This is a genomic window from Actinomadura sp. BRA 177, from assembly GCF_013372625.1.
GTDB lineage: Bacteria > Actinomycetota > Actinomycetes > Streptosporangiales > Streptosporangiaceae > Spirillospora.
Genome location: NZ_JABXFD010000060.1, coordinates 1 through 11,865, shown reverse-complemented (window position 1 = coordinate 11,865; position 11,865 = coordinate 1). Strand labels below are relative to the sequence as shown.

Annotated in this window: 17 protein-coding genes; 7 read left to right on the top strand and 10 right to left on the bottom strand. The window is 69.6% G+C overall.

Going from position 1 to position 11,865, the window contains the following annotated elements:
* The first annotated feature begins 137 nt into the window (after window positions 1-137).
* The 4 genes from HUX53_RS00650 to HUX53_RS00640 all read left to right on the top strand — a co-directional run bounded on the left by HUX53_RS00650 (window position 138) and on the right by HUX53_RS00640 (window position 2,037).
* Entirely contained in the window at window positions 138-560 is a 423-nt protein-coding gene (locus tag HUX53_RS00650) for a hypothetical protein (protein ID WP_176401207.1), read from the top strand.
* Window positions 557-691: a hypothetical protein gene (locus tag HUX53_RS40575; RefSeq protein WP_255204792.1), complete on the top strand. Its 135-nt coding sequence runs from the start codon at window positions 557-559 to the stop codon at window positions 689-691. Before HUX53_RS00650 ends, HUX53_RS40575 begins: the two co-directional genes overlap by 4 nt.
* A 74-nt stretch (window positions 692-765) precedes the next feature.
* Window positions 766-1,527, top strand: a complete 762-nt coding sequence (locus tag HUX53_RS00645; protein ID WP_176401206.1) for an aminoglycoside phosphotransferase — start codon at window positions 766-768, stop codon at window positions 1,525-1,527.
* A 126-nt stretch (window positions 1,528-1,653) separates the two neighbouring features.
* On the top strand, window positions 1,654-2,037 hold the full coding sequence (locus HUX53_RS00640; protein WP_176401205.1) for a hypothetical protein: 384 nt from the start codon (window positions 1,654-1,656) through the stop codon (window positions 2,035-2,037).
* Here HUX53_RS00640 and HUX53_RS00635 read toward each other — a convergent pair.
* The 3 genes from HUX53_RS00635 to HUX53_RS00625 all read right to left on the bottom strand — a co-directional run bounded on the left by HUX53_RS00635 (window position 2,024) and on the right by HUX53_RS00625 (window position 3,284).
* The gene (locus tag HUX53_RS00635) at window positions 2,024-2,209 is read right to left on the bottom strand and encodes a DUF397 domain-containing protein (protein ID WP_176401204.1); all 186 of its coding nucleotides are present in this window, start codon (window positions 2,207-2,209) and stop codon (window positions 2,024-2,026) included. The genes HUX53_RS00640 and HUX53_RS00635 overlap by 14 nt on opposite strands.
* Window positions 2,210-2,295: 86 nt before the next feature.
* Window positions 2,296-2,481, bottom strand: a complete 186-nt coding sequence (locus tag HUX53_RS00630) for a DUF397 domain-containing protein (protein ID WP_176401203.1) — start codon at window positions 2,479-2,481, stop codon at window positions 2,296-2,298.
* Window positions 2,472-3,284: a helix-turn-helix transcriptional regulator gene (locus HUX53_RS00625; RefSeq protein ID WP_176401202.1), complete on the bottom strand. Its 813-nt coding sequence runs from the start codon at window positions 3,282-3,284 to the stop codon at window positions 2,472-2,474. The genes HUX53_RS00630 and HUX53_RS00625 overlap by 10 nt, the downstream gene beginning before the upstream one ends.
* Window positions 3,285-3,500: 216 nt before the next feature.
* Here HUX53_RS00625 and HUX53_RS42895 point away from each other — a divergent pair, with 216 nt between their 5' ends.
* Both HUX53_RS42895 and HUX53_RS00615 read left to right on the top strand, forming a co-directional pair.
* Window positions 3,501-3,854: an ATP-binding protein gene (locus tag HUX53_RS42895; protein WP_369009179.1), complete on the top strand. Its 354-nt coding sequence runs from the start codon at window positions 3,501-3,503 to the stop codon at window positions 3,852-3,854.
* The gene (locus tag HUX53_RS00615; RefSeq protein ID WP_176401200.1) at window positions 3,833-4,192 is read left to right on the top strand and encodes a hypothetical protein; all 360 of its coding nucleotides are present in this window, start codon (window positions 3,833-3,835) and stop codon (window positions 4,190-4,192) included. The genes HUX53_RS42895 and HUX53_RS00615 overlap by 22 nt, the downstream gene beginning before the upstream one ends.
* A gap of 5 nt (window positions 4,193-4,197) precedes the next feature.
* On the opposite strand, the gene HUX53_RS00610 is transcribed toward HUX53_RS00615, so the two are convergent.
* The 4 genes from HUX53_RS00610 to HUX53_RS00595 form a co-directional block, all read right to left on the bottom strand.
* A complete protein-coding gene (locus HUX53_RS00610; RefSeq protein ID WP_176401208.1) occupies window positions 4,198-5,940 on the bottom strand; it encodes a DEAD/DEAH box helicase in 1,743 nt (580 codons plus the stop codon).
* A gap of 36 nt (window positions 5,941-5,976) precedes the next feature.
* The gene (locus tag HUX53_RS42390; protein ID WP_309236980.1) at window positions 5,977-6,873 is read right to left on the bottom strand and encodes a zinc metalloprotease; all 897 of its coding nucleotides are present in this window, start codon (window positions 6,871-6,873) and stop codon (window positions 5,977-5,979) included.
* A gap of 240 nt (window positions 6,874-7,113) precedes the next feature.
* Window positions 7,114-7,377 carry a DUF3039 domain-containing protein gene (locus HUX53_RS00600; RefSeq protein ID WP_176401198.1) on the bottom strand — a complete coding sequence of 88 codons (264 nt, stop codon included), beginning with the start codon at window positions 7,375-7,377 and terminating at the stop codon, window positions 7,114-7,116.
* Between the two features lie 9 nt (window positions 7,378-7,386).
* Window positions 7,387-7,962: a YqgE/AlgH family protein gene (locus tag HUX53_RS00595; protein ID WP_176401197.1), complete on the bottom strand. Its 576-nt coding sequence runs from the start codon at window positions 7,960-7,962 to the stop codon at window positions 7,387-7,389.
* Between the two features lie 160 nt (window positions 7,963-8,122).
* Between HUX53_RS00595 and HUX53_RS00590 the strand changes: the two genes are divergently transcribed.
* Entirely contained in the window at window positions 8,123-8,761 is a 639-nt protein-coding gene (locus HUX53_RS00590; protein WP_176401196.1) for a hypothetical protein, read from the top strand.
* A 12-nt stretch (window positions 8,762-8,773) separates the two neighbouring features.
* Here the strand turns inward: HUX53_RS00590 and HUX53_RS00585 are convergent, their stop codons facing one another.
* The 3 genes from HUX53_RS00585 to HUX53_RS00580 form a co-directional block, all read right to left on the bottom strand.
* Window positions 8,774-10,177 (bottom strand): NAD-dependent malic enzyme, encoded by a 1,404-nt coding sequence (locus tag HUX53_RS00585; RefSeq protein WP_176401195.1) that lies wholly within the window; start codon window positions 10,175-10,177, stop codon window positions 8,774-8,776.
* 105 nt (window positions 10,178-10,282) lie between these two features.
* Window positions 10,283-10,405 (bottom strand): hypothetical protein, encoded by a 123-nt coding sequence (locus tag HUX53_RS40565; protein ID WP_255204791.1) that lies wholly within the window; start codon window positions 10,403-10,405, stop codon window positions 10,283-10,285.
* 144 nt (window positions 10,406-10,549) lie between these two features.
* Window positions 10,550-11,503, bottom strand: a complete 954-nt coding sequence (locus HUX53_RS00580) for a tetratricopeptide repeat protein (protein ID WP_176401194.1) — start codon at window positions 11,501-11,503, stop codon at window positions 10,550-10,552.
* Window positions 11,504-11,865: the final 362 nt, after the last annotated feature.

Below are 11,865 nucleotides of genomic sequence, written 5' to 3'. Positions count from 1 at the left end.
TCGTCCACTCCTATCTCTCCACCGCCGGCAAATGGGGCCTGGACAAACTCGACGCCCTCCACCGACTCTTCAGCACCGGGCCCTGGCTACCACCAGCCACAGCACCTCCTTCAGGCTGAATAGCTACACTCGATCTCATGCGCCGGCTGGCCGAACGGTTCGGGCTACGGCATCGCGAGTACGCGAACATATCCCCGACCATCCACGGCGGTGCTGAGAGTCTGCCCTCCCAATCACCGCAGTTCCTGCGCAAGCGGGCGCCCTTCACCGGATGCGACGCCGGGCACACCTCCTTCCACGTCGACCCGTTCGGCCGGGCGAGTATCTGCAAGATCGGCCGTGAGCCCAGCGTCGATCTGGTGCGCGACGGGCCGCCCGGGCTGCTCCGCCTCAGCGGTATCAGCGACGACCTGCTGCGCCGCCAGGGCGGATGCACCGGCTGCACACTCCAGGGCACCTGCGGGACGTGCATGCCGCTCGTCCAGCTCTACCGCAGGGCCAAAGCCCCGCTGGCCACCTACTGCCAGCACCAAGAGCCCCGAAAGGAGGTATCCCAGTGAGCATCATGATCGAACTGCAGGCCGGTCCCGTGATCGACGAGGACGTCGTGGTCGAGATCATCGAAGACGTCAACGACGCGGCCGAACAGGCCATCGGCCTTGGCTGCGGCGACGACAACCCCTACATGTGACGACGCCCATGGCGATGCCGACCGGACCCTCGCCCGTCCACGCGGGCGAGGGGCCCCTCCGCTACGGTTCCGATGTGACCGAACGGCTCCCCTGGCACAAGGCACAGGCGCTGATCGAAAAGCACACCGGGCCGGTGATCACTGCCCGTCCGATCAAGGAAGGATTCAACTCCGAGATCGCCGTCGTCATCAACGACACCACGTTCGTCAAAGGTCTGCGCGGCGATCACCCACGCGTCTGGACCCAGGAACGCGAACGCCGGATCAACCCGCACATCCGGCACGTGTCCGCTCCGCTCCGCTGGACGGAGACCACAGGCGACTGGGACCTCAACGGGTTCGACGCCATCGACGGCCGCACCGCGTCCTACAAACCGTCCAGCCCCGACCTCGAACCGATCGTCGCCATGACGGCCCACTGGCCACCCGCACCCGACGGCGTCGAACTCAAGCGCGCCGAGCACCGCTGGTCCAGCTACAGCGACCGCTCCGAACTGTTCACCGGCGACTGGCTCTCGCACACCGACTGGTCACCCACCAACATCCTCATCGCCAGAGACGGCCGGGCCTCCATGCTCGACTGGGCGTGGCCCACCAGCGGCGCCCGTTGGATCGACCCTGCCTGCTGGATCATCTGGCTCATCGCCAGCGGACACCACCCGGCACAAGCACAGGCGTGGGCGTCCAAGATCCCACCGTTCGCCGCCGCCCCCGTTCACGCGGTCACGGCGTTCGCCCAAGCTCAAGCCGCGATGTGGGAAGACATCGGCGTCCACGCACCCCGCCCCGGGCTCGCCGACGCCGCCGCCCGCTGGGTCAAGTACCGGACCACCTAGCGCAACATCGGCCCCCGGCGCGTCAGAGCACTGGAAGGACGAAGGACACACATGGCCGTACAGGTACACCTCTCAACATCGCTGGTCCCTCCTCATCATGAGGAAGCAGTCCTCATCGATAACGCCATGGTCGAACTCGTCCGCGCCATCTGGGCACGTGGCTGGCAGACCGCGGCCTGCTGCCAGGACACAGGTGAGGCCGTCGAAGCCGAACGCAACGCCATGGGACCCATCAGCGAGCCGACCGGCAACGCCGGGTTCATCGAGTACTACCGTGGGTGGGCCTGGCTCAAAATGCCGCAGAGCGACGCCCTCGCACTGCTGGACGAGTTGGCGACCGATGACCAGTTCCGCGAGTTCGTCACCACTCGGTGGGCCCACGGGTCCTGGCGTCTCCACACGCCCGTCGTATGGACGGACGAGCGGTTCATGCCGGCCGGCTTCGTCCAACTCCATTTCCCGAGCCAGCAGATCGGCAACCTGACGAACGTGCTGGCTAGCCGTTCTTGAGGGCCTGCGTCAGGCCGCGGAGGGAACGGGGGGTGAGGAGCAGCTTGGGGCCGTCCGGGTCCTTGCTGTCACGGATCGCGACGGTGCCGGCGATGCGGGCGAGCTCGACGCAGTCGCCGCCGTTGTTGGAGCTGCGGGACGCCTTGATCCACTTGGCTGTGCTCAGGTCCATTTCTGCGACCACCTTGCGGGAGCCATGTTCGGGGGGACGGTGCATGAGGGACGCCCTCTCCGTGTGGGAGGGCGTCCCTTGCGCTGCTAAGCGTTCTTGAGGGCCTGGGTCAGGCCGCGGAGGGAACGGGGGGTGAGGAGGAGCTTGGGGCCATCCGGATCCTTGCTGTCACGGATGGCCACGGTGTCGTTGATGCGGGCGAGCTCGACGCAGTTGCCACCGTTGTTGGAGCTGCGGCTTGACTTGCGCCACGCAGCGGTGCTCAGGTCCATTTCTCCTTTGCCACCTTTGCTATCAGTTCGAGGGACTGGTCCACGGGGTACGCGACGGACTGAATGGACGCGAACAGCTCGGTGAGCCGTTTGATTTCGAGGCGATCGGTGGTCGTGTCGCCGCTGAACGCGTTGTCTTTGTACCCTACCTCGCTCCCGTCCGGAAGCGTCCCGATGGAGAAGGCACCGCCGATGCCCTCGTGCAGGGTGAGGGGAGCGATCTGGATGCGGACCTGACGGGAAGAGACCGTCAGAAGGTGCTGGAGTTGGTCACGCATCACCTGCGGGTCTCTGGCGCCGCGGTGCAGCACGCTCTCGTCTATCACGTACATCAGGTGCGGTGGGGTGTCGCCGGCCAGGACGTCTTGGCGGGTCAGACGGGCCTCGACGGCGGTCTCGTCGTTGTCGAGCAGGTGTGCGACGTAGGCGGGGGTCTGGAGAAGACCGGGTATGACCAGAGGTTCGTAGCCTCGGATCGCGTCGAACTTCGGTTCTTGCATGGCCCAGTCGGCGAACCAAACCGGGACGGCGTTGGTGCCCTTGAACAGGCCGTCCCACAGGTGGGTCAGCGCCTCGCGGGTGTCGAGGACGCGGTCGCCGTGGACGGCCAGGAGCCGGTCGGGGCGGGACTCGCCGCGTTCCACGGAGCCGACGGTGCTCTTCGAGTACGGGGCGCTGTCTTGGATCCGCTCGCAGAAGGCCGAGATGCTCAGGCCGGCGGACTCACGGTAACGCCGGAGCTCGGAGCCGAAGAGCGCGTTCGGCGACTCCCAGGGGCGTAGGTCGTTCGGACGTTGTCCCACTTCCCTCTCCTTCGAAGTTTGGACATGGCCGGGGACGGCCAGTCATGTGCGGCTGCTGCCCATGGATGCGCGGACCATGGATACTCCTCGTGCTTTTTCCACTCCACAGCGTGACACAGAGACGATGATTTAGCCACCGGATTTCGCGAAAGAACGCCGTTCTGGAGGGCTTTTATCTTGATCAATTCGAATCTGGCCGCGGAGGCGGGCGCGATCGTGCTCAATTCCTCCGCGCGCGCGCCGGAGACCGCTCGAAAGTGGCTTGCGGACGTATTTCGTCAGCGCGCCCTAGGGGACGACTACATCGCACGTACGGTCGTCACTGAATTGGTTACCAACGTGCATAGGCACACCGACACGGAAGCCATCCCTGTACGTCTTCTCTTGGTCGACGGTCACCCCGTGGTGGAGGTGGAGGACCGCTCCGACGAGCTTCCGGTCGTCCACGCAGAGGACGACACCGCTGAGTCGGGACGGGGGCTGTTGATGCTGTCCTTGCTCGTCCAGGAGTGGGGCGTCCGGGCGCTGGACGAGGGCGGGAAGGTGACGTGGGCGCGGCTCTGCGTGTGAAGGTCGCGCGCGGCCAGTTCGTCATGTGGTGGTGGCGTGTTCGGTATGGGCACGCCACCGCCGAGCAGCATCTGGATGCGCTCGCAGACGCGATGAGCAACCGGGGCTGGTCGCACGTCAAGGTCTATGTGGAGTCGCCGCCGGTGCTGTGGGTCTTCCCCGAGGACGGCGAGGACGCGGCGTTGAGCGTCGCCGTCCTGCAAGTCGGCGGGATGTGGGTCTTCCAGGTTTCCCGCTTGATCGAGTACCCGTGTGAAGCGGTCGTCCGGGTGGCGGGCGTCCTTGATGACGTCCTACAGGACCGCGCGGGGCGGCGACAGACCGCGAGTTCGCGGTGATGCCGTTAGTGGCGGCGTTTGGCGGCCCAGTCTCGGATCTTGGCTATGCGTTCGCGGATCTCTTCGGCGCTTGCCTGGGGGACGGGTGGGCCGCCGCAGGCGCGGCGTAGTTCGTTGTGGATGACGCCCTGGGGCTGGCCGGTGCGGTGGTTCCAGGCGTTGACCAGGCCGTTCAACTCGCGGCGCAGGGCGGCTATGTCCTCGGCGGCGGTGCGGTCCGCGCGGGGGTCGCCGGTTTTGCGCTTGCGTTCGTTGGCCAGTTGGGCTGCCTGGCGCTTGCGGAGCAAGGCTGACACCTGGTCGGGTTCCAGGAGGCCCGGAATGCCCAGGTACTCCTCTTCTTCGGCGGAGCCCGGTTGGGCGTGCATGCCGAACTCGCCGCCGTCGTAGAGGACGCGGTCGAACGTCGCGGAGGCTTCGACGGTTTCGAAGGGGAGTTCTTCGCCTACGTCGGGATTGTCGTCCTTGCGGTTGGCCTCGGCCAGGAGGTCGTCGTCCAGGCCGTCCTCGCGGACGGGACGGTCCAGGACGTGGTCGCGCTCCTCCTCCATTTCGGCGGCGTGACCCATGAGGGTCGGCACCGAGGGCAGGAAGACCGAGGCCGTTTCGCCCCGTTTGCGAGCACGGACGAAGCGGCCGATGGCCTGGGCGAAGAACAGCGGGGTGCTGGTGGACGTGGCATAGACGCCCACGGCGAGGCGCGGGATGTCCACGCCCTCCGAGACCATGCGGACCGCCACCATCCAGCGATCGTCGGTGTCGGTGAACGCCTTGATCTTCTTGGACGCCGTCGGGTCGTCCGACAGCACGACCGTGGCGCTCTGGCCGGTGACCGCCTTGAGCATCCCGGCGTAGGCGCGGGCCGTCTCGTGGTCGGTGGCGATGACGAGGCCGCCGGCGTCCGGGATGGCGCGGCGCAGTTCGGTGAGGCGGCGGTCGGCGGCGGCGATGACCTGCTTGATCCAGTCGCCCTTGGGGTCGAGCGCGGCGCGCCAGGCCTGGGACGTCTGGTCCTGGGTGAGCGGCTCGCCGAGGGTCGCGGTGATCTCGTCGCCGGCGCGGGTGCGCCAGCGCATCTCGCCCGCGTAGGCCAGGAAGATCACCGGGCGGACGACGCCGTCGGCGAGGGCCGGGCCGTAGCCGTAGGTGTAGTCGGCGCGGCTGCGGCGGATGCCGTCCGGTCCCTCGTCGTACTGGACGAACGGGATCGGGTTGATGTCGGTGCGGAACGGCGTGCCGGAGAGGCCGAGTCGGCGGGTGGCGGGCTCGAACGCCTCCCGGACGGCGTCGCCCCAGGACAGGCCGTCGCCCGCGTGGTGCACCTCGTCGAAGATGATGAGGTGCTTGCGCGACTCGGTGCGGTTGCGGTGCAGCGCGGGACGGGCGGCGACCGTGGCGTAGGTGACGGCGACGCCGTGGAAGTCCTTGCCGACGGGGCCCTGGCCGTTCTGGTACTCGGGGTCGATCTTGATGCCGACGCGGGCGGCGGACTCGGCCCACTGCCGCTTGAGGTGCTCGGTCGGGCACACGACCGTGATCGCCTGGACGGTGCGGCGCTCCATCAGCTCGCGGGCGAGGCGGAGCGCGAACGTCGTCTTACCGGCGCCGGGCGTCGCGACGGTGAGGAAGTCGCGGGGGCCCGGCGCGGAGCCGTCCGTGCCGAAGTAGGCCTCCAGCGCCTGCTGCTGCCAGGCACGCAGGGACGACGCCGTCCCCCAGGCGGCCCGTTCGGGGAACGCGGGGGGCATGCTCGATGCGGCGAAGGTGCTCACGGTCATTGAAGGCTACCGAGCCGGACCGACAGTTCGTGCCCCGGTGGGCTCGGCTGTGCCCAGATCCACACGGTGGCGGCCGTGCTTCCGGGACCGGTAGGCCGCCCATGACGACCGGATACGGCGGCCCTGACCTGCGGTGAAGGCGTGCATGCAGGCGTCGTGGGCGTAGTCCATGAAGTTGTGGACCGGATCCCGGCCGCGCTGCGGGCAGGTGTCGCGGGAGTCCGGGCACCCCTGCGCCGGCTCCGCCTCGTACGGGGTGTCGGCCACGCCGTCGCCCGGCGGGATGCAGCCGCCCTCGAACGTGTGCAGCAGGCCGAGCCAGTGCCCGATCTCGTGGACGGCCGTGTACCCGCGGCTGAACGGCCCGTACGACCCGCCCGGCAGGCTGCGGTAGTCGATGACGACGCCGTCCATGCGCGGGGCCCGCCGGTACCACTGCGGGAACGTGGAGAAGCCCAGGACGTCCGACCCGACGGCGGCCGTGTACACGTTGAGCGTGCCGCGCCCGCCCTTGCGCAGGTGCTTCTTCATCGGACGCTCGTACCGTGCCGGGTCGTGGAACCAGGCGGTGTTGTTCGTGCTGTCGTAGCTTTTCAGGCGGAACCGCACGCGGGTATCCACGCCGCCCTTCTTGCCTCCGTACGCGGCGTTCAGCGTGGAGATCTGCCGCTGGACGGCCTTCTTCGACAGCCGTCCCGAACGTCCGCTGTGGACGACGTGGAACCGCACCGGGACGACGAGGCGCTTCGCCATGCGCCGGGTGGAGTCGAGGCGCCGTTCGTCGGACGTCCCGAACCGGTCGAGGAGCGTCCGGCGCAGGTCCGTGAGCATGCCGACGACCTGGTCGCGGCCGAGGTCGGCCCGGTCGCGCGGACGGACGGTGCGGGCGTTCGAGCGATGCACGCACCCGTCGCCTCGCGCGGCGGCCGGTACCGCCGCCCGTACCCGCGTCCGCTCACCCACCGAACCCGGAACGGCACACACAGTAACCGTCAGTGCGCATAGCGAAACCCCGGCCAGCCGCCGCATTCATCCCCCGTATGTCAGAAATTGTGGGTCCCGCGGTATCCCCCACCGCGGGACCCGGAAGGCGCGCAGCCGGACATGGCGACGCGCCGCGTGCCGCCGCTCAGCGGCAGCAGGTCACTCGTCGCCGTCCTTGCCGCCGGACTGCATGGACTCGTAGATCTCCTTGCACTCCGGGCAGACGGGGTACTTCTTCGGATCCCGGTTCGGCACCCAGACCTTGCCGCACAGCGCGATCACCGGCGTGCCGGTCACCGCGCTCTCGGTGATCTTCTGCTTCTTGACGTAGTGGGCGAACCGCTCGTGGTCGCCGTCACCGTGCGAGAGGTCCGGCCGGACATCCTGCTGGGTGTCACTGTCGGGAAGGATCTTCGTACTCACGTATTCACCTTAGTTCAGCGTGGGGTCCTCGGGAAAAGTGGAGACGAACGCCAGATCGCCTCCCTGCCTGCGCAGAACGTCCTGCCACAGGCGGTCCGGGTCGGCGGCGAACACGTCCCCGGCCTCGGCCGGCACCAGGTACCACGAGCCTTCCTCGACCTCGCCGCGCAGCTGGCCCGCCGACCAGCCCGCGTAGCCGGCGAACACGCGCAGCTGCAGCAGCTCCGCCGCGAGCAGGCCGGGCGGGGCCTCCAGGTCGACCACCCCGACCCGCGCGACCTCGGCGCCGCCGTCGAGTGCGCGCCAGCCGAGCGGCTCGTCCTCGCCGGGGAGGCGGGCCAGCGCCAGCGGATGCTCCAGCGCGACGGGGCCGCCCTGGAAGACCACGGCGGGGCCGGTGGCGAGTTCGGCCCACGGCGGAAGCACCCGATCTACGGGAACCTCGGTCGGCCGGTTGAGGACAACGCCGAGCGTCCCTCCGTCGAAATCGTGCTCGACCAGCAGGACGACGCTCCGCCTGAAGTTCGGATCCTCCAGCTGAGGGGTCGCCACCAGCAGAAGCCCCACCCTGATGCCGTCTTCCATGGGTCCCATCATGCGTTGCGCGGACCTCCGGCGGCACGTCCCCGCGCTCGTTAGCCTGTTACGCATTCCTATCGATGGGGATATCGGCACCACAAGGTCCTGGGTTAAGAATGATCTAGGATCATCGGCCATCCGCTTGGTGCGCGCCGGGAGGACAGCGATGCAGTTGCCCAGGGTCGTCATCGCCGCCGTGTTCGTCGTCATCGCGGCGCTGCTCGCGATCCCGGCGCTGATGAAGTCGGACGGGTCGGAGTCGCGGGCGTCGACCTCGGCGTCCACGTCCCCGAGCCCCAGCACGTCCGGCACCTCCGGGTCGGCCACGCCGACCAAGTCGGGGACGCCGAAGCCGCCCGCACAGCCGGTGACCGCGAGCATCGGGTCGGTGTCCTGCCCCGAGCGCACCGTGCACGTCAAGATCCGCAACACCGGGACACAGACCGAGGACTTCTCCATCGAGCGGGACGACGGCGGCGCCGCGATCCCCGGCAAGATCCAGCCGAACAACACCCGGACGGTCTCGGTCAAGCTCCGCGAGGACCGCCGCACCGACCTCACCGTCACCTGGGCGAACAAGCAGATCGAGGCCAAGACGGTGAAGGCGAACTGCAAGAAGGCGGGCGCCGGGGCGCCGACCGAGACGCCGCCGAGCAACCTGCCGCACACCGGCCCGGACACCGTCCTGTGGGCGCGCGCCGCGACCGGCGTCGGCATCCTGCTCACCGGCGCGATCATCTTCTGGTACGGCGGCATCTGGCCCCGCCGCCGCGAGAAGATGTTCGCGAGCAAGGAGTCCGACTGAGCCCCGGTACGACTAGGCCTCGGTTCGGGGGCGCCCGCCGGCGGCCTCGCGGACGGCGCCGGCGACGCGGGTCGCCACGTCCGGGTGGAAGACGCTCGGGATGATGTAGTTTGGCCCGATCTCCTCCGGCATGACGACCTCGGCGAGCGCCGCCGCGGCCGCGGCCAGCATGTCGAGGGTGACGACGTCGGCCTGCGCGTCCAGCAGGCCGCGGAAGACGCCGGGGAACGCCAGCACGTTGTTGATCTGATTGGGGTAGTCGCTGCGGCCGGTCGCGACGACGGCGGCGTGCTCGCGGGCCTCGTCCGGGGCGACCTCGGGCTCGGGGTTGGCGAGCGCGAACACGATCGCGTCCTTGTTCATCGTCGCGATGTCGGCGCCGGTCAGGATGCCGGGCGCGGAGACGCCGATGAACACGTCGGCGTCCTTCACCGCGCCGCACAGGTCGCCCGCGTAGCCGGCCGCGTTGGTGTGATCGGCGATCCAGCCGAGCGACTCGTCCAGGTCGTCGCGGCCCTTGTGGACGGCGCCGCGGTAGTCGCAGACGACGACGTCGCGGGCGCCCGCGTGCATCAGCAGCTTCAAGATGGCGCTGCCGGCGGCGCCCGCGCCCGCCATCGTGATGCGGACGGAGCCGATGTCCTTGCCGACGACGCGCAGCGCGTTGGTCAGCGCGGCCAGCACGCAGATCGCCGTGCCGTGCTGGTCGTCGTGGAAGACGGGGATGTCGAGCAGCTCGCGCAGCCGGCGCTCGACCTCGAAGCAGCGCGGCGCGGAGATGTCCTCCAGGTTGATGCCGCCGAACGCGGGCGCGAGGATCTGCACGGTCCGGACGATCTCGTCGGTGTCCTGCGTGTCGAGGCAGATCGGCCACGCGTCGATCCCGGCGAACCGCTTGAACAGCGCCGCCTTGCCCTCCATGACGGGCAGCGCGGCCTCCGGGCCGATGTTGCCGAGGCCGAGCACCGCCGACCCGTCGGTCACGACGGCGACGCTGTTGCGCTTTATGGTCAGCCGGCGGACGTCCTCGGGGTTGCGCGCGATGGCGAGGGAGACGCGGGCGACGCCCGGCGTGTAGGCCATCGACAGCTCGTCGCGGTTGCGCAGCGGCACCTTCGACTGCATCTCGATCTTGCCGCCGAGGTGCATCAGGAAGGTCCGGTCGCTGACCTTGTGGATCTTGACGGCCTCGATGCCCTCCAGCGCGCCGGAGATCGCCTCGGCGTGCTGGGTGTCGCGGGTCGCGATCGTCACGTCGATGCGCAGCGTCTCGTGCCCGGCGGTGTTGACGTCGAGGGCCGTGACGATGCCGCCCGCGTTCTCGACCACGTGGGTGATCTGGCTGACGGCCCTGCCGCCGGCCGGGACCTCCAGCCGGACGGTGATGGAGTACGACACGCTCGGCACGCTCGCCACGAGGCTGCTCCCTTGCTGCTCCGGGTTGTTCTCGTCCCGGCGCGCGCCGCCCGTGGACCGGCACGGTGCGTCCGGGGGCCGCGGCCCGGGTCCGTCCCCCGCGACTCAGAAAGCCCGCGCCGCGACGACGATCAGCTCGATCGCCGCGGGCACGGGCGGCCTCAGGACATCGGTCACGAGGTTGCGGAGCCGCGGATCGGCGGGGCCGGCCGCATGCGGGTGACGCATGCGGGCCGTCCGGGCACGGTCATCTCATCGAGCATACGCGCAACATCGCAGCGGGGTGTCCCGATCGCCCCGGCTCGTCCACGCCGGAACGGAGCCGGGCCGGGGCTGGGCCCGGGCTGGGCCGGACGCCGGGACGGGGCCGCGTCAGAACAGGGCGGACTGCAGGCCGCGGCGGGCGCGGCCGATGCGCGGGTCGTCCGGCGGCAGCAGCTCGAACAGCGACAGCAGGTGCTTGCGCGCCGCGTCGCGGTCGTCGCCCGCGCTGCCGCGCACGGCGGCCAGCAGCCGGTCGAACGCCTCGTCGATGCGGCCGGACACCATCTCCACGTCGGACGCGCCGATCTGCGCCTGGACGTCGCCGGGCTTGTCGGCGGCGTCCGGGAGGGCGCGCTCGGCGTCCAGCGACCCGACGCGCAGGCTCAGCTCGACGAGCGCGAGGCCCTGCTTGGCCTGGCCGTCCCGGGGGTTGTCGGCGAGGGGGCGCTCGAACGCGGTCTTGGCGGCGGGCAGGTCGCCGCGCTGCAGGGCGTCCTCGGCCTCGGCGTACACCGGGTCGACGGCGGGCATGGCGTCGGCGGCGGGCTGCTCCTCGCCCTCGGGCGCGTCCGGCAGGATGCCCTCCTTGCGCAGCGCCTCGAAGAGCTGGTCGATGGCCTGCCGCACCTGCGGCTCGGGCGCCGCGCCGTTCAGGAACGGCAGCAGCTGGCCGGCCACGACCGCCGCCACGAACGGGATGCCGCGCACGCCCATCTGCTGCATGTAGGCGGCGAGCTGCGGGTTCGCGTCGATGTCGACCTTCGCGAGGACCCACTTGCCGGCGGCCTCGCCGGCGAGCTTCTCCAGGATTGGGCCGAGCTGCTTGCACGGCCCGCACCACTCGGCCCAGAAGTCCACGAGGACGGGCACGGACTGCGACCGCTCCACGACCTCGGTGTTGAAGGTCTCGTCGGTGACGTCCACGACGTACTGGCCGGCGGCGCCCCCGGCGCCCGCCGGCGCGCCGGCGGCCTGGGCGCGGCGTTCCTGCTGCTTCTTCGTGGCCGCCTGGCGCGCCCCCAGGTCGATGGCCCCGTGCAACGAAAAGTCCCGAGAAGACATGGGTCCATCCTGCCCCATGACCGCGCCGCGCCGTGCCCCCGTCCGCTCCCAGCGGAGCGCGCCGCCCGTGCCGGACGTCCAGCTCGTCCCATTTCATGGCACAAACTGGAAATTGTCGACCTTTCCCGAATTCTCCGCTTCGGCGCGGTAGGCAAAGAATCCAGGCCGGCTGCCGTAAAGGCAAAAAGATTGCTGACAGTCATCACCAAGCCCGGTTATAGTGACGATGTCGATGCATCGCGGCCGGGCAAAAGCGGCCGGTGCCCGCCGGCGACGGCGGCCCGGCCCGGCGGGCACCCGCCGCTCGTGCCCCTGTCTCCTATCCCCCTCTCACACTCCCGACCAAACACATAGTAGAAGAC

Bases quoted from the DNA above. Each gene is read 5' to 3' on its own strand.
- HUX53_RS00580 (WP_176401194.1), bottom strand. From the start codon at position 11,503: ATGTCTTCTCGGGACTTTTCGTTGCACGGGGCCATCGACCTGGGGGCG.
- HUX53_RS00590 (WP_176401196.1), top strand. From the start codon at position 8,123: ATGCAGTTGCCCAGGGTCGTCATCGCCGCCGTGTTCGTCGTCATCGCG.
- HUX53_RS00650 (WP_176401207.1), top strand. From the start codon at position 138: ATGCGCCGGCTGGCCGAACGGTTCGGGCTACGGCATCGCGAGTACGCG.
- HUX53_RS40565 (WP_255204791.1), bottom strand. From the start codon at position 10,405: ATGCGTCACCCGCATGCGGCCGGCCCCGCCGATCCGCGGCTCCGCAAC.
- HUX53_RS00630 (WP_176401203.1), bottom strand. From the start codon at position 2,481: ATGGACCTGAGCACCGCTGCGTGGCGCAAGTCAAGCCGCAGCTCCAAC.
- HUX53_RS00610 (WP_176401208.1), bottom strand. From the start codon at position 5,940: ATGCCCCCCGCGTTCCCCGAACGGGCCGCCTGGGGGACGGCGTCGTCC.
- HUX53_RS00640 (WP_176401205.1), top strand. From the start codon at position 1,654: ATGGTCGAACTCGTCCGCGCCATCTGGGCACGTGGCTGGCAGACCGCG.
- HUX53_RS00595 (WP_176401197.1), bottom strand. From the start codon at position 7,962: ATGGAAGACGGCATCAGGGTGGGGCTTCTGCTGGTGGCGACCCCTCAG.
- HUX53_RS00635 (WP_176401204.1), bottom strand. From the start codon at position 2,209: ATGGACCTGAGCACAGCCAAGTGGATCAAGGCGTCCCGCAGCTCCAAC.